This window comes from Brachybacterium sp. GCM10030268 (assembly GCF_042666305.1).
Lineage (GTDB): Bacteria > Actinomycetota > Actinomycetes > Actinomycetales > Dermabacteraceae > Brachybacterium.
Genome location: NZ_JBHTCW010000003.1, coordinates 15,364 through 32,053 on the forward strand (window position 1 = coordinate 15,364; position 16,690 = coordinate 32,053).

12 protein-coding genes are annotated in these 16,690 nt (G+C 71.4%); all 12 read left to right on the plus strand.

What is annotated here, in order from left to right:
- Positions 1-138: 138 nt before the first annotated feature.
- The 12 genes from ACFQRD_RS05985 (at position 139) to ACFQRD_RS06040 (ending at position 16,642) form a co-directional block, all read left to right on the plus strand.
- Positions 139-1,599, plus strand: coding sequence for an APC family permease (locus ACFQRD_RS05985; protein WP_377020145.1), 1,461 nt, complete (start codon positions 139-141; stop codon positions 1,597-1,599).
- Positions 1,600-1,671: 72 nt separating this feature from the next.
- Positions 1,672-2,085, plus strand: a complete 414-nt coding sequence (locus tag ACFQRD_RS05990) for a universal stress protein (RefSeq protein ID WP_377020146.1) — start codon at positions 1,672-1,674, stop codon at positions 2,083-2,085.
- Between the two features lie 223 nt (positions 2,086-2,308).
- Positions 2,309-4,912 carry an alkaline phosphatase PhoX gene (locus ACFQRD_RS05995; protein ID WP_377020147.1) on the plus strand — a complete coding sequence of 868 codons (2,604 nt, stop codon included), beginning with the start codon at positions 2,309-2,311 and terminating at the stop codon, positions 4,910-4,912.
- A gap of 434 nt (positions 4,913-5,346) precedes the next feature.
- Positions 5,347-8,388 (plus strand): DUF4040 family protein, encoded by a 3,042-nt coding sequence (locus ACFQRD_RS06000; RefSeq protein ID WP_377020148.1) that lies wholly within the window; start codon positions 5,347-5,349, stop codon positions 8,386-8,388.
- A complete protein-coding gene (locus ACFQRD_RS06005; RefSeq protein ID WP_377020149.1) occupies positions 8,385-8,717 on the plus strand; it encodes a sodium:proton antiporter in 333 nt (110 codons plus the stop codon). The genes ACFQRD_RS06000 and ACFQRD_RS06005 overlap by 4 nt, the downstream gene beginning before the upstream one ends.
- The gene (locus ACFQRD_RS06010; RefSeq protein ID WP_377020150.1) at positions 8,714-10,255 is read left to right on the plus strand and encodes a proton-conducting transporter membrane subunit; all 1,542 of its coding nucleotides are present in this window, start codon (positions 8,714-8,716) and stop codon (positions 10,253-10,255) included. The genes ACFQRD_RS06005 and ACFQRD_RS06010 overlap by 4 nt, the downstream gene beginning before the upstream one ends.
- Entirely contained in the window at positions 10,255-10,857 is a 603-nt protein-coding gene (locus tag ACFQRD_RS06015; protein WP_377020151.1) for a Na+/H+ antiporter subunit E, read from the plus strand. Before ACFQRD_RS06010 ends, ACFQRD_RS06015 begins: the two co-directional genes overlap by 1 nt.
- Entirely contained in the window at positions 10,854-11,114 is a 261-nt protein-coding gene (locus tag ACFQRD_RS06020; protein WP_377020152.1) for a monovalent cation/H+ antiporter complex subunit F, read from the plus strand. Before ACFQRD_RS06015 ends, ACFQRD_RS06020 begins: the two co-directional genes overlap by 4 nt.
- Positions 11,111-11,536 carry a cation:proton antiporter gene (locus ACFQRD_RS06025; RefSeq protein ID WP_377020153.1) on the plus strand — a complete coding sequence of 142 codons (426 nt, stop codon included), beginning with the start codon at positions 11,111-11,113 and terminating at the stop codon, positions 11,534-11,536. Before ACFQRD_RS06020 ends, ACFQRD_RS06025 begins: the two co-directional genes overlap by 4 nt.
- Positions 11,537-11,599: 63 nt before the next feature.
- Positions 11,600-13,750, plus strand: coding sequence for a prolyl oligopeptidase family serine peptidase (locus ACFQRD_RS06030; protein WP_377803580.1), 2,151 nt, complete (start codon positions 11,600-11,602; stop codon positions 13,748-13,750).
- A gap of 202 nt (positions 13,751-13,952) precedes the next feature.
- Positions 13,953-14,447, plus strand: a complete 495-nt coding sequence (locus ACFQRD_RS06035) for a hypothetical protein (protein ID WP_377803581.1) — start codon at positions 13,953-13,955, stop codon at positions 14,445-14,447.
- A 188-nt stretch (positions 14,448-14,635) separates the two neighbouring features.
- A complete protein-coding gene (locus ACFQRD_RS06040) occupies positions 14,636-16,642 on the plus strand; it encodes a serine hydrolase domain-containing protein (RefSeq protein ID WP_377803582.1) in 2,007 nt (668 codons plus the stop codon).
- Positions 16,643-16,690 lie beyond the last annotated feature (48 nt).

The window sequence follows — 16,690 nt, forward strand, 5'->3', positions numbered from 1 at the left end:
GCCTCGGTGTGAGCACGGACACCACGGAGTAGAGTTCGCTGTCAGCTGTTCACGGTGTCCCTGAGCGCCGACGCTCATCGCGAGCCCGGCGCCACCTTGAGCGGCCCGCCCGAATCCCCGTTCCCCGGGAGGATCCTGATGAGCGAGCCCCACGAGCCTGCCCCGGCAGCGCCGGGCGACCCGGCACCGGTCGGCGGCGCCTCCGACCAGCCCGAGCTGAAGCAGGCCATCACCCCCAAGCTCCTGCTGCTGTTCATCGTCGGCGACATCCTGGGAACCGGCGTCTACGCCCTGACCGGCAAGGTCGCCGGGGAAGTGGGCGGCGCGGGCTGGCTGCCGATCATCATCGCCTTCGCCGTGGCCATGGTCTCGGCGCTGTCCTACGTCGAGATGGTCACCAAGTACCCGCAGGCCGCCGGTGCCGCGCTGTACGTCCACAAGGCGTTCGGCATCCATTTCCTGACCTTCATGGTCACCTTCGCGGTGCTCTCCTCCGGCATCACCTCGGCCTCGACCAGCTCGATCTTCCTCGCCGACAACGTGCTCAAGGCCTTCGGGCTCGACGAGACCCTCGGGGGCGCCGCGACCGGGACCGCGACGGCGATCTCGCTGGCGTTCATCGCCCTGGTCGCCCTGATCAATCTCTACGGCGTCTCGGAGTCGGTGAAGGCGAACGTCGCCCTGACCCTCATCGAGCTCTCCGGCCTCACCCTCGTCATCCTCGTCGGCTTCTTCGCGATCGCCGAGGGCAAGGCGGACTTCTCCCGCGTGATCCTGTTCGAGACCGCGAACGACAAGAGCCTGTTCATGGCCGTCATCGGCGCCACCGCCCTGGCGTTCTTCTCGATGGTCGGCTTCGAGGACTCGGTGAACATGGCCGAGGAGACGGTCAACCCGGTCAAGAACTTCCCGCGCGCACTGATCGGGGGCCTGTCCATCACCGGCGTGATCTACGTGCTGATCTCCGTGCTCGCCGTGGCCGTGGTCCCGATCGGTCAGCTCACGGAGGCGACCACACCGCTGCTGACCGTCGTCGAGGTCGGCGCCCCGGGCATCCCGATCGATACGATCTTCGCGTTCATCTCGATCTTCGCGGTGGCCAACACGGTGCTGATCAACATGATGATGGCCTCCCGCCTGCTGTACGGCATGGCCAAGCAGGAAGTGCTGCCCGGGTTCCTGCGAGGGGTGCTGCGCAGCCGACGCACCCCGTGGGCCGGGATCCTCTTCTCCACCGGCTTGGCCTTCGCGCTGGTGCTCACCGTGCGCTACGTCCTCGCCGAAGGCACCATCTCCGCTCTCGGCGGCACCACCGCGCTGCTGCTGCTGGCCGTGTTCGGCCTGGTCAACGTCGCGGTGCTGGTCCTGCGCCGGGAACCGGGCCGCGAGGGCCACTTCCGGACCCCGACGGTGCTGCCGGTGATCGGCGCGATCACCGCCTTCGCCCTGATCACGCCGCTGGCGCAGCCCGCGCAGAACTACATCATCGCCGGCGGTCTCCTCGCGATCGGCCTGGTGCTGTTCGCGATCACCTGGATCTATAACAGCGCCGTCCGATCCCGGCGCACCCGCATCCGCCACCCCGACGACCTCGGCTGAGCTCAGTTCCCGGCGGAACCCGGGCCTCGCCCGAGTCGCCGCCCTCTTCGATCGTTCCCCCAGGGAGATGCCATGACCACCGTCCTGCTGGCCTATGTCCCCAGTGCGACCAGTGAGGCCGCGCTCGCCTTCGCCGTCGAGGAGGCGAGGCGGCGCGACGCCTCCCTCCTGGTGCTCGCCTCCGAGCGCGCGCCGGACCCGCGCAAGGCCCGCGGCGTCAGCGACCCCCGGCCGCTCGCGGAGCGCCTGGCCGAGACCGGCCTCGAGCACGAGCTGCGCACCGTCCCCAAGCGCGACGACCCGGCCGACGACATCCTCGACGCCATCGAGAACGACGCCGTCGACCTCGTCGTGATCGGCATCCGGCGCCGCACCCCGATCGGGAAGATCCTGCTGGGCTCGACCTCGCAGCGGGTCGCGATCGAATCGCCCGTACCGGTGGTGCTGGTCAAGCCCGACACCTTCGTCAGCCCACCGCGGCCCTGATTCCTCAGCTCACCCAGGCCCTGAGCCTTCCGCCCATCGCGGCCCTGACCGGCACAGACTCCGTGCCAAGCCCGGGATGCCGCACTCGCGTCATACGAATTCCTCTCAGAGTTCACCCCGGTGTCGCCTCAGGGCGAGAACGGGATCACTTTGCTGGCGCATTGTCAGGTCGACTCCCCCCGTTATCGCGGCCGAGAGCACATCAACAGCAAAGGATCTTCCGATGGCCCTGATCGACCTGCCCCTGATGATGAAGGACTCCGTGCGCGGCAAGCGCTCGGCGGTGACGTGTGCGCTGAAGTGCGGTAACCAGTGCGCCTACGGCCCCTGCAACCACAGCGACAACTCCACCTTCCGCGACATCGCCTCCGCCGCGCTCTCCCGCCGCACCATGCTCGGCGGCACCGGCGGCGCCATCGCGATCGCCCTGGCCGGCACCCAGGGCGCCGTCGCGGCCCCGGCCGGCTCCTCCCCGGCGGCCCCGACCGTCGGCCCCGCGCCCGCCCTCGCCCCCAACGGCACCTCGCTCGACTTCGACGCGATCGCTCCGGTGAACTTCGAGACCGACGAGTTCACCGTGCCCGAGGGCTTCGAGTGGCACCCCGTGATCCGCTGGGGCGACCCGCTGTTCGACGACGCCCCCGAGTTCGACTGGAACGCCCAGAGCGCCGAGGCCCAGCGGGTCCAGTTCGGCTACAACAACGACTACACCGAGATCCAGGAGATCCCGGACACCGACGGCAAGCGCGCCGTGATGTTCGTGAACCACGAGTACACGAACGAGAACATCATGTTCCCGGCCGACACGGACCAGGACGACATCATCGAGATCGGCATGGCCGCCCACGGGCTCACCGTCGTCGAGCTCGAGCGCGAGAACGCCATCTCGCCCTACAGCTATGTCCAGGGCGCGGAGCTGAACCGCCGCATCCATCTCGACGACGAGTTCGCCCTGACCGGCCCCGCCGCCGGCAGCGACCTGGTCACGACCGCTGACGACCCCAAGGGCAGGACCGTCCTGGGAACGCTCGGCAACTGCGCCGGCGGCCTGACCCCCTGGGGCACGCTGCTCTCCGGCGAGGAGAACTTCCACGGCTACTTCCGCGCTCCCGGCACCTCCGAGGCCGAGCAGCGCTACGGCCTGGCTGACCGCGAGACCTCCCGCCTGTGGGAGCAGAAGTACGACCGCTTCGACGCCCGCAACGAGGGCTACGAGAACGAGCCCAACCGCTTCGGCTGGATCGTCGAGGTCGACCCGTTCGACCCTGAGTCCACCCCTCGCAAGCACACGGCGATGGGCCGCTTCAAGCACGAGGGCGCCAACGTGATCATCGGCGAGGACGACCGCGTCGTCGCGTACATGGGCGACGACGAGGTCTTCGACTACCTCTACAAGTTCGTCTCCAAGAAGAAGTACGTCGAGGGCGACCGCGACCACAACATGAAGCTGCTGGAGGAGGGCGACCTCTTCGTCGCCAAGTTCACCGGCAACTCCGCCGACGAGATCGACGGCTCCGGCGAGGTTCCCTCCGACGGCGCCTTCGACGGCACCGGCGAGTGGCTGCCGCTCGTGCTCAAGGGCAAGTCCCAGGTCGAGGGCTTCACCGTCGAGGAGGTCCTGGTCAACACCCGCCTCGCGGCCGACACCGTGGGCCCGACCAAGATGGACCGCTGCGAGGACGTCGAGCCCTCCCTGGCCTCCCGCCGCGTGTACGTCGCCTGCACCAACAACTCCGGCCGCGGCGTCGACGGCAACGCGCCGGCCGACGAGATGAACCCTCGCACGGAGAACCGCGACGGCCACATCGTGGAGATCGACGAGCAGGGCGACCAGTCCTCGACGACGTTCTCCTGGAACCTGCTGATGGTGTGCGGTGACCCCGAGCAGGGCGATCAGACGTACTTCTCCGGCTTCCCGCAGGACAAGGTCTCCCCGATCTCCTGCCCCGACAACCTCGCCTTCGACTCTGTGGGCAACCTCTGGATCTCCACCGACGGCGCCCCCTCCGGCATCGGCTACAACGACGGCCTGTTCCGCGTGACCCTGGACGGCGACAGCCGCGGCCGCGTCGAGCAGTTCCTCTCGGTCCCGATCGACGCCGAGACCTGCGGCCCGATCATCCGCGACCAGGACCAGACCGCCTTCGTCTCGGTCCAGCACCCCGGCGAGGACGGCGAGTGGGGCGACCAGCGCTCCTACTTCCCCGACTTCGACGGCGTCGGCCCCAAGCCCGCCGTGATCCAGGTGCTGCCGATCGCCGAGGAGCACCCCTTCTCCGACATGGGCCCCGAGGACGAGCACTACGAGTCGGTCATCTGGGCGTACGAGAACGGCATCGCCAAGGGCTACAAGGACGGCACCTTCCGTCCCGTCCAGCCCGTCAACCGTGACGCGATGGCCGCGTTCCTGCACCGCCTGGCCGGTTCGCCGGAGGTCACGCCCCCGCGCAGCGAGCCGTTCCGCGACGTCGAGCGCGGTCAGGAGCACTACGACGCGATCATCTGGGCCTACCAGCAGGGCATCACGACCGGCTGGAGCGACCGCACCTTCCGGCCCACCCAGCCCATCGCGCGCGATGCGATGGCGGCGTTCATGTACCGCTACGCCGGCTCGCCCGCCTTCGACGAGCCCACCGAGCGTCCCTTCGAGGACGTGCCCACGCACATCATGTACGCCAAGGAGATCGCCTGGCTCGAGGACCAGGGCATCTCCAAGGGCTGGAGCGATGGCACCTACCGTCCGCTGAACCCGATGAACCGTGACGCCACCGCGGCGTTCCTGCACCGCGCCCGCACGGAGCAGAACATCACGTTCATGGGCGGCTGATCGCCGGTCCCCTGCATCGGGTGACCGACCCTCCGGTCCCGACGACGCGACGGCCCCGCAGCCACACGGCCCCGCAGCCACACGGCCCCGCAGCCACACGACTGCGGGGCCGTTGGTCGTGGCCGTCCGTGGTGCGCATGACCGCCGCGCCGGGATCGGCTCCGCCACTGCGGGGTCGGCTCGGCGGGGCCGGCCGGTGCCTCGGCGCAGTCTGGAGCACCCTCGAGCGCGTGATTCCGGCCACGGAAACGGGGCGTGAGGCGTGTGGACGAGGCTTATTTATCTCGCGTGTTTATCTCGCGTGCGCGCGCGGGCCCGTCGGAGTGCCCGGTGGGCGTCCGGAACTTTGGCCGCCGCCTGCGGATCGGTAGGATCACGGCCATGCCCCGCCCCGCCACGTCCGACCGCTCCCGGCCGGGGTGCTGACGGTGTCGGTGCTCTGGACGCTCCTGATCCTGCTCGCCACGGCCGCGCTCACGCCGCTGCTGGACCGGGTGCTCGGCCGCGCCGCCTGCTGGGTGCTCGCCGGGCTGTACCTCGTGGCCACCGCGACCCTGATCCCGGCCGCCTCGGCGGTCCTCGCCGGCGCCGGCGACGATCCCGCTGCTGTGTTCACGATGCCGTGGGCTCCGCAATGGGACATCGATCTCGCCCTGCGCGCGGACGGCGTCGGCATCGTCTTCGCCATGATCGCCCTGGTCATCGGCGCGATCGTGCTCGCCTACTCGGCGCGATACTTCGAGCCCGGGCGCCACCTCAGCTTCTCCCTGGTGATGGTGCTGTTCACCCTGTCGATGGTGGGCCTCGTGCTCGCCGACGACCTGGTGCTGCTGTTCATCACCTGGGAGCTCACCTCGATCGCCTCCTTCCTGCTGATCGCCCGCTCGGGCAGCGCCGGCCAGGCCGCCTCGATGCGCACGCTGCTGATCACCTTCCTCGGCGGCCTGAGCCTGCTGACGGCCGTGTCGCTGATGGTGGTGCGGCTGGGCACCACCTCGCTGCACGAGGTCCTCGCCTCCGATGTCTGGTCCACCGACCCCGGCTTCGCGACCCTGGTGGCGGTGCTGGTCGCCGTCGCGGCCTGCACCAAGTCCGCCCAGTTCCCCTTCCACGTGTGGCTGCCCGACGCGATGGCCGCGGCCACCCCGGTCTCGGCGTACCTGCACGCGGCCGCCGTGGTCAAGGCCGGCATCTTCCTGCTGCTGCGCTTCAGCCCTGCCTTCCACGACGTGCTGGCGTGGAACGTGCTGCTGATCGTGGCGGGCCTGATCACCGCCTTCGTCGGCGGATTCCTCGCCCTCCAGCAGCCGGACCTGAAGAAGCTGATGGCCTACTCCACGGTCAGCCAGCTGGGCCTGATCGTCACCGTCATCGGCGTCGGCACCGAGGCGGCGATCCTCGCGGCGGTGGTGCACACGATCGCCCACGCCCTGTTCAAGTCCGGGCTGTTCATGATGGTCGGTGTGGTCGACCACGCCGTGCACACCCGCGAGCTGCGCCGGATGCCGGCGCTGCTGCGCGCCATGCCGGGCTCGTTCGTCATCACGCTGCTGGGCTGCATGTCGATGGCGGGCCTGCCCCCGATGCTCGGCTTCGCCTCCAAAGAGTCGCTGCTGACCGGCGCCCTCGAGGCCCATGGCCCGGCCTGGGTGGGGTGGACGGTCGCGCTCGGCATCGCCGGGGCGAGCGTGCTCACCTTCGCCTACTGCGCCAAGATCGTGCTCGGCGTCTTCGTCGACGGCCGGGACGAGCACGCGCTCGCCCGCACGGACGGCGTGACGCCGGCCCAGGAAGCCGGCAGCACCGATCCGACCGGGGCGACGGTCCGGGCTGCCGACGCCCACCGTCCCGAGGCGCTGTTCCTCTGGCCGGCCGCCCTGCCCATCCTCGCCGGGCTGCCCCTGGCCCTGTGGGTCGGCGTGCTGGACACCCCGGTCTCCCGGGCGATGGAGGCCGCTCTGGGCGGCGAGCACCACGCTCACCTCGCCCTCTGGCACGGCATCACCCCGGAGCTGGGCCTCACCGCCGGCGTCATCGTGCTGGGCACCGTGATCGCCCTGGTCCGCCGCCCGCTGCTGCCCGCCCTGGAGGCGCGCCCGTTCCCGGTCGACGGCGCCCGCGTGCTGACCGCCGTCGACCGCCTGGCCGAGCGCATCGCGGCCGTCCTGGTCCGCCCGATCGCCTCGGACGACCCGATGCGGCACCTGGGCGCGATCGTGGTGGCCTTCGCAGCGGTCGTGCTGGGCTCGCTAGCGGTGCTGGCCGGCGATCTCGTCCCGCTGGCCCCCGGCACCAATCAGCCCATCGACCTCGTCCTGCTGGTGCTGATCACGGCCGCGGTCGTGGTGGTGTGCACGCGTCACGACCGCCTGGGCGCCGCGGTCGCCCTCGCCGCGATCGGGATCCTGGCGACCGTGCAGATCCTCTCCCTGGGTGCGCCGGACGTCGCCCTGACCCAGCTGCTGGTCGAGTCGCTGACGATCATCGTGATCATGCTGGTCCTCCAGCGCCTGCCCAAGGGCTTCGTGTTCCCGCATTGGCCCCGCCGCCGCGGCTCGATCACCATCGCGGTGCTGGTCGGCCTGGCCGCCGGGGCCGGCATGTTCCTGTTCGTGGGCCGACGGGGCCGCAGCGACGTCGCCCAGTACTACATCGACCACGCCGAGGAGATCACCGGCGGCCACAACATCGTCAACGTGATCCTCGTGGAGTTCCGTGCCCTGGACACCCTCGGCGAACTGTCCGTGCTCGGCATGGCGGGCATCGCGATCGTCGCCGTGCTCTCCAGCATCCGCGACCGGTTCATCGACCCCGACGAGCCCACGGACCATCAGCCGGCCGACGAACCGCAGCTGCGGCCCGAGGGCACCTCGGCCCATCGTGCGATCGACTCCGCCTGGGGCAACGCCGCCGCGCTGCAGCTGATGGTGCGGGTGACGGGACCGATCCTGGCGATCATCTCGGTGATGCTGTTCCTGCGCGGGCACAACGCTCCCGGCGGCGGCTTCATCGCTGCCCTGGTCGGCTCGGCGATCGTGGCGCTGCTGTACCTCTCGACCTCCATGGACCGCCCGATCGGGCCGCCGAAGCTGCCGGTGGTGCTGATCGGCGGCGGGATCGGCGTCGCGCTCGGGGCCGGCTTCCTCGGGTACGCGAAGACCGGGTTCCTCGAACCGCTGCACGGGTACCTGCTGGGGGTCCACGTCTCCACCTCGATGATCTTCGACCTCGGGGTGTACCTGGCGGTGCTGGGGCTGGTGATGATCGCGGTGAACCTCCTGGGCGTCAGCGCCACCCGCGGTGACGTGCCACCGATCGAGGGCACCCGCGAGCGCACCGATGAGGCCGTCGAGGGCGAGCTGTCCGGCCCCCTGGAGACCACCCGCGGCGAACCCGCCCCCCGCCGGCGCCGCGTGGGGATGGGCACCTCCCATCTCACCGCCGGCACCGAACCGAAGGAGCCCGGTCGCCGATGATCCTCAGCCTGACCGTGGCCGTCCTCGTCGGCGGCGGGGTGTACCTGCTGCTGCAGCGCTCCATGGTGCGCGCCGTGTTCGGCATGACCCTGCTCAGCCACGCCGCGAACTTCATCCTGCTGGCCAGCGGCGTCCCCGGATGGCGCGCTGAGCCGCTGACCGATATCTCGGCCCGTCCCGAGATGGCCGATCCGCTCCCGCAGGCCTTCGTGCTCACGGCCATCGTGATCACCATGGCCGTTACCATCTTCATGCTCACCCTGGCGGTCATCGGCCACGACGACGACATGTCTCATCACCCGAAGACCGGCGAGAGTGAGGACTCATGATCCCCGCCGTCGCCCCGTCGCTGCTGCCCCTGTTCGTGGTGATCCCCCTGCTGGGAGCCGCCGCGCTGGTCCTCGTCCGCCGCCATCTCGTCGAGAGCGTGCTGCTGATCGCCGTGCCGGTGATCTCCGGCGTCGGCGCGATCTGGCTGCTGGCGTACCACCGCAGCGAGCCCGTCGTCGCCCACGCCGTCGGCGGCTTCTCGGACGTGCTGGCGATCCCCTTCGTCTCCGATTCATTCAGCGCGCTGATGCTGCTGGTCACCGCGGTCGCGACCCTGGCGGCGAGCGTGTTCCTGCTGCTGACGGGGGAGTCCCACTACCGGTTCGTGCCGCCGCTGGTGCTGCTGCTGACGGCGGGCGTCAACGGCGCCCTGCTCACCGGGGACCTGTTCAACCTGTTCGTGTGGGTCGAGGTCATGCTGATGCCCTCCTACGCCCTCATCGCGCTGACCGGGACCTGGCGGCGACTCGGCATCGGCCGCCTGTTCGTGCTGGTCAATCTGCTCACCTCGACGGTGCTCGTGATCGGCGTGGCCTTCGTGTACGGCGCCGCGGGCACGGTGAACCTCGCGGCGCTGGCCGGCGCCGGCAGCGAGGATCCCGTCACCGCCGCGGCGCTGGCCGTGGTGCTGCTGGCCCTGGCGGTCAAGGGCGGCATGGTCCCGGTCCACTCCTGGCTGCCGCGGGCCTACCCGGCGACCTCGGCGGGGATCATGGGCCTGTTCTCCGCCCTGCACACCAAGGTGGCGCTGTACGCGATCTACCGCATCATCACGGTGACCTTCTCCGACGGGCTGCCGTTCCTGGCCGTGCTCGCCGTCCTCGTGATCGCAACCATCCTGGTCGGTGCGTTCGCCACCGCCGGCGCCTCCCGCGTCCGCACCGCGATGGGTCACCAGATGGTCGCCGGCGTCGGCCACATCCTGCTGGGCCTGGTGCTGCTGACCCAGCTGTCCCTGACCGCCGGCATCCTCTACCTCGTCCACCACGTGGTGACGATGTCGGCGCTGCTGCTGACCACCGGCGCGGTCGAGCACACCTACGGCTCCGGCCGTCTCGACCACCTCTCCGGGCTGGCGCGGCGCGACCCGTGGGTCGTCGGGATCATCGCCCTGGGCCTGTTCAGCCTCGTCGGCCTGCCGCCCACCTCCGGACTGTGGGGCAAGGTGGGTCTGCTCAGCGCCTCGGCGGAGCAGGCCTCCACCGGTGAGGGGGTGCTGGGCTGGGCGGCCGTCCTCGCGGTGGTCGTCGCGTCCGTCGGCTCCCTGCTGGGCCTGCAGCGCGTGTGGCGCGGCATCGCATGGGGCGAGGACATGACCACCTACCGACCCGATGACCCCCGCACCGGCCGTGGGGCAGAGACCCCGCTGCCGGACGAGGTGCGCGTGCCCTGGCGCCTCGCCCTGCCCGGCGCGTCGATGATGGCGCTGTCGCTGGCGATGTTCGTCGGCATCGGCCTCCTGCTGCCGACGGTGGACCTCGCCGCCACGGACCTGCTGGACGTCGGCGCCTACGTGGAGGCGGTGAGGGGCGGATGATGCGGCTGTGGTACACGCTGTCCTACGCGCTGTGGATCCTCGTCGAGATCCTCAAGGGCTCGGTCGAGGTCGCCAAGGGCGTCTACACACCCGGAGTGCACAGCTCCCCGGCGATCGTCGAGTACCGTCTGCGGGCCACCACCGACATCGAGATCGTCGCGATGGCCTCCTCGATCACGATCACCCCCGGCACCCTCGTGGTGGGCACGGCGCACGGCACGGCCGAAGAGCGGCCCAGCCTGTTCGTCCACGCCCTGTTCGCCACCTCCCGTGAGCAGGTGCTCTCCGACCTCGCCGAGATGGAGGAGCGGCTGCTGCGCGCCACCCGCGGGCGGGGCGGGGCGGATGCCGCCCTGCATCCCCGCCGCGGCGGACTGGCCGACGAGCGCTACGCCGATGGCCGGGAAGCACGTCGCATCCACGACAGCGGGGGCCGCAGCGGTGACCGGGAGCAGGGGCAGGCCCCGCTCGCGACCGGCTCGGAGGGGTCCGACCCCTCGGCGGCCGGCCCGTCGGCGACCGGCCCGACGGCGGGCGGCCCGACGGCGGGCGACCCGTCGGCGACCGATCCCTCGGCGACCGATCCGGAGGAGGAACGATGACCATCGTCCTGTGGCTGACCACCGCGATGCTGGGTGCGACGATCCTGGTCGGACTGTTCCGCATGGCCACCGCCCCGGACCCCGCCAGCCGTGCCGTGGTCGGTGACCTGGTGTTCTTCTCCGGCGTCGGCGTGATCATCATCGTCGGCCTGATCAAGGAATCCGCCGCGGCGGTGGACGCGGCGCTGATCGCCGCCGTGCTCGGCATCCTCTCGACCGTCGCCCTCGCCCGCATCCTCACCAGGGGGCAGCGATGAGCGCCGCACTCGATCTCGTCGTGACCGTCGTGACCGCCGTGCTCCTGCTCGGCGGCGCGTTCTGGATGCTCACGGCCGCCCTGTCGATGTTCCACGCCCGCGACGCCCTCAGCCGCATCAACGTGCTCTCCCCGGCCACCGGCCTCGGGCTGCCGATGATCGTGGTCGCCGCGTTCCTGCGCCACACCCAGATCAGCGGCTTCGAGGTCGCGATGCTGGTCAAGTCGATCATCACCGTCATCGCCCTGATCATCGTCTCCTCGATTGCCTCGAACGTGCTGGCGAGGGCCGCCTATCTCTCCGGCTCCCCGGTCGACCCGCGCACCGCGCCGCAGGATCTCGCTCGCGCCCCCGGTGAGGGCGAGCAGACCCCGCACACCGAGGTGCGCCCGGGTGAGGAGATGGGGCCCGACGGCCGGTAACACCCGGGTGACGTCTGTCCACAGCCGCCGTCGGGGCCCGGCGGGGCCCTCTACTGTGGGGCCATGGTGACGACACTGCCCTACGGCTCCTGGCCCTCGCCCATCACCGCCGAGCAGCTCGCGACCGGCGGGACCAGGCTCGGCGCCCCGCGCCTGGTCGGCGACGCCGTGTGGTGGACCGAAGGCATCGCCACCGAGGGCGGGCGCCAGGCGATCGTGCGCTCGGCAGGAGCGGTCGACGTCGCCGGCCGTGACGACGATGCGGCAGCTGCTGCGGTCACCGTCCTGCCCGCGCCGTTCAACGCGCGCTCACGCGTGCACGAGTACGGCGGAGCGAGCTGGACCGTCGTCCCCGGCGCCGCCGGGACAGGCTCCGAGCCCCCGCTGGTGGTGTTCGTGAACTTCGAGGACCAGCGCGTCCACGCCGTCCGGGAGGGCGAGCAGCCGCGCCCGCTCTCGCCCCTCGGCCCCGAGGTCGATTCCGCCCACGGGCCCTCGCTGCGCTGGGCCGACCCCACGCCGGTCACCCTGGCCGACGGCACCGTCGAGATCTGGTGGATCTGCGAGGACCACACCGGCGGTGACCAGGGCCCGCGCGCCGATGCCGACGGCGCACCCCACATCGAGCGCTACGTCGCGGCCGTGCCCCTGGACGGCTCGGCCGCCGAGGACCCGTCCGCCGTCCGGCGTGTCACCCCGGCCTCACGGTTCGTCGCCCATCCGCGCATCAGCCCGGACGGGACCCGGGTCGCCTGGCTGAGCTGGGAGCACCCGCAGATGCCGTGGGACGGCACCCAGCTGCACGTCGCGCCGCTGGCCGGAGGCAGTGCGGGCACCGGTGACGTGATCGCGGGCGGTCCCGAGACCTCCGTCCTGCAGCCGGAATGGCTCGACGACCAGCGGCTGATGTTCGTCTCCGACGCCTCCGGCTGGTGGAACCCCTGGACCTGGTCGGCCGAAGCCGGCGCCCGGCAGGTCCTCGAGCTCGACCAGGAGTTCGCCGGGCCGATGTGGACCCTCGGCAGCACCTGGTACCAGGTGCTCGACGCCGACCGGGCCCTCGTCCAGTACGGTCGCGCCGCCGCGAACCTCGGGGTGCTGAGGCTCAGCACGGCCGAGCTGACGCCGCTGGAGTGCCCGCTGACGCAGATCAGCGCCGCCCTCGTGCGCGCCGACGGGCTGGTGGTGCTGGCCGGGGCATCGCCGACGCAGTTCGCCGCGCTCCACACCGCGCGACTCGAACTCGCGGCCGGCCACGGTGACCGGCCCGCCGCCGCGACGGACCCGTCGACGGCCCCAACGTCGGCGGGCGATGGTCCGTCGGCCGTCCTGTCCTCGCTGACTCTGCTGCGCTCCTCGCGCAACGACGCCCCGGACCCCGGCGCCCTGCCCGTCGGCGAGAGCATCGAGGTTCCCCTCGCCGAAGGCGGTGTCGTCCACGCCATCGTGTACCGGCCCCGGCAGGACGGCATGGCCGGCCGCGAGGGAGATCTGCCGCCGTTCATCGCTCGCGTCCACGGCGGTCCGACCGGGCACGTCCCGCCGGTCCTCTCGCTCCCGGTCGCGTACTACACCTCCCGGGGCCTGGGCGTGGTGGAGGTCAACTACGGCGGCTCGACCGGCTACGGCCGCGCCTACCGCAACCGTCTGCGCGGGCAGTGGGGCATGGTCGACGTCGCCGACACCGTCGCCGTCATGGAACATCTGGTTTCCCAGGGGATCGCCGACGGGAAGCGACTGGCGATCGAGGGCGGCAGCGCCGGCGGCTGGACCACGCTCGCGTGCCTGACCCGCACCGACACCTTCGCCGCGGGCGTGTCCAGCTTCGGCGTCGCCGAGCTCGAGAAGTTCCGCCTGGACACCCACGACTTCGAGTCGCGCTACATCGACGGCCTCGTCGGCCCCTATCCCGAGCGCCGCGACCTGTACGTCGAGCGCGCCCCGCTCAACCACGTCGACGAGCTCGAGGTGCCGGTGCTGCTCCTCCAGGGCGACGAGGACCGGATCGTGCCGCCCAGCCAGTCCGAACTGTTCCGTGACGCGCTCGCGGCCAAGGGGATCCCGCACGCCTACCTCCTGTTCGAGGGGGAGCAGCACGGGTTCCGCAAGGCGGAGTCGATCATCCGCGCCACCGAGGCGAGCCTGTCGTTCTACGGGCAGGTGCTGGGATTCAGCCCGGCGTGCGTGCCGGTGCTCGAGCTGCAGCGCGACTGAGGGCGGCGGGATGAGCATGGGGCCAGAATCCGGGCAGGGACCGGGTGGCACGGGATCAGGCGCATGGCCGGGTCCCGGGGGAGGACCAGGCGCATGGCCGGGTCCCGGGGGAGGACCAGGCGCATGGCCGGGTTCAGGAGGCGGACCGGGCGCAGGGGCGGGCCCGGGAGGCGGACCGGGCGCAGGGGCGGGCCCGGGAGCGGTGCCGCGCCCCGTCGCCCAGCCGCTGCGACCGGCCACCGCCGCCGTCGTGGTCGCGGCGGCGCTCGCGGTCGCCATCGCCGCCGGGCTGGTCTTCGGTCTCAGCGAGAGGCCTCTCATGGCGTGGGCGGCTGGCTCGATGGCCTGCGAGGTGGCCTGGGTGCTGACGCTGATGGGGCTGTGGGCTCTCGAGGCCGGCCTGTCTCTGGCCGCGCTGATCCTGGCCATCCTGGTGGTCGTCAGGGGAGCCGCGAACCTGCGCCGGGGCGGGATCTTCATCCTCGTGGCGGCGGCCATGGGGCTCTTCGGGATGTTCGGCCTGTCGTTCGAGACCTACGGAGATCCCCCGGGCCTTTCCACGGTCGAGATCGTCTTCACGGTTCTCGAGGTCCTGGGCGGGCTCGTCCGCATCGCGCTGCTGCTGGCCGGCGTCGCGATCATGGTGCGCAGCGTCCAACGGCTCCGACGAGAACGCGGCGCACGGCCACGAGCCTGACCCTGCCCCACTCATCGACCGTCACCCCGCTCGGCCCATCGTGACGAGTGGCACATCGCAGGGCGTCCGGCTACCGTGGTCGACGGCGTGCGGCGGCCGACGGACCCACCGGCAGCGGCGCCAGGCAGGTCTCGTCGTCGCCGGCGCCGAGCCCCTTTCCTGCCGCGACGCGATGCGAAGGAGCTCCCATGGATTCCCGGACGACGCCGAGCAGCGACGAGAACCCCGAGGCCGGAGCAGTCGGCCGCGGGGGAGAGCCCGGTGGCGGTGACACGTCCGCCACCGGCGGCGATGCCGGTCGCGCGGGTCCCGTCCGCGGCAGCGGTCCCAGCTCCAGCAGCGGCCGCCTCCGCCGCACCGGACTCACCCGCCGCGCGGGCCTGGCCGGCACTGCGCTGGCGGCCACCGCCACCGCCGTCGGAGTGCCGATCGCCGGCTGGGCGAAGGGCGATCCCGCTCCGCACAAGGACGAGCCCTCCTCTCGCTCGGCCCTGGCCGCACCGGACTGGAGCCGCGGGAAACCCCACCGCCATCCGTGGGACCGCCAGCGATCGGGCAGGACGCTGCGAGAGGCCGAGCCCGGCTCCGTCGGCCTCGACGCCGACTCGCTCGAGGAGCTGCCCGCGATCATCCGCGCCGGCCTGGACCACGATCCGCCCCGCTTCTCCGGCGCCTCGCTGCTGGTCGCCTCCCAGGCGGGCATCGCCTATGAGCACGCCGACGGGTACGCGCTGCGCTGGAAGAATGCGACCGAGCAGCTGCCCGAGAATCAGTGGATCGAGGCGCGCAGCGACACGATCTACGACCTCGCCTCCATCTCGAAACTGTTCACCGCCACCTCGGTGATGCAGCTGATCGAGCGGGGCGAGCTGTCGCTGGAGGACACCGTCGCCTCGCATCTGCCGGCCTTCGCCGCGAACGGCAAGGCCGACGTCACCGTCCAGCACCTGCTCACCCACGTCGGCGGACTGCCGCCCTTCATCAACCTCTACTCCTCCTACCCCGACGTGCCCTCGCGGCTGGACGCCGTGCTGACGGTCGCACCGCAGGCCCCGCCCGGCACCGAGTACGTCTACAGCGACCTCGGCCTGATCACGCTGGGGCTGACCGTCGAGAAGCTCTCCGGGCAGAGCTTGGATGAGTACGTGCGCGAGCACATCACCGAGCCCCTCGGCATGCACGAGACCATGTACAACCCGCCCGCGGAGCTGCGCCCGCGGATCGCCGCCACCGAGTACATCGACTTCTACGGGGAGCTCGTCCACGGTCACGTCCACGACGAGAACGCCTACTCGCTCGGCGGCGTCGCCGGGCACGCCGGGGTCTTCTCCACCGCCCGCGACCTGGCCGTCTTCGGGCAGATGTTCCTCGGCGGCGGGCGCTACGGGAAGGCCGAGATCCTCTCCGCCCAGACCGTGCAGGAGATGTTCACCGACCGCATCGCCGCGGTCACCGGGGTCGGCGGTGCCCGCCGCGGCCTCGGCCCCGAGCTGGAGGCCTGGTACTACCACGCAGGCCTGACCAGCCCGTATAGCGGGGCGCACACCGGCTTCACCGGCACCTCACTGGTGGTCGACCCGCTGACCGACACCATCGTCATCATGCTCGCCAACTCCGTCCACCCCACACGCGAGTGGTCCTCCACCTCCGCCACCCGGCGGGAGGTCTCCACGTGCGTGGCGGGTGCCCTGGGCATTGTGCCGACGAAGCTGCGGGAGGGCTGGAGCGCCGGCGCCGAGGACGATTCCGCGGCGACCCTCACGGCCGGCCTCGATCTGGGCAGCGGCGGGGCCCGCAGCCCGGAGCTGGTGCTGGATCTGTTCGCTCATCTCGAGACCGCGTACGACGTGCTGTCGGTCGAGGCCTCGCAGGACCAGGGCTCGAGCTGGAGCCCGCTGGCCGGGACGCTCGAGGCCCGCCATCAGGAACCGGTCGAGGTGCCCGACGGCCAGATCACCGGCTGGGGCCGACGCCGGCAGTGGACCGGTACGTTCCCCCTGGTCGACTCGGCGGGAGCGGTGCTCGGCGACGAGGTGCAGATCCGGCTGACCGTGACGACCGACGGCGCCACCCGCGGGCTGGGTGCGTGGGTGGGCCGGATCCGGGTAGTGGACGGGCACCACGAGCTGCTGGACACCGATCGTGCTGCGGACCGTGAGGTGATCGTGGCCGACGGGTGGGTGCGGGGCGAGTGAGCTGCCCGGCGGCGGGTCGCTCGGCATCTCCGCCTGACGGTATCGGCA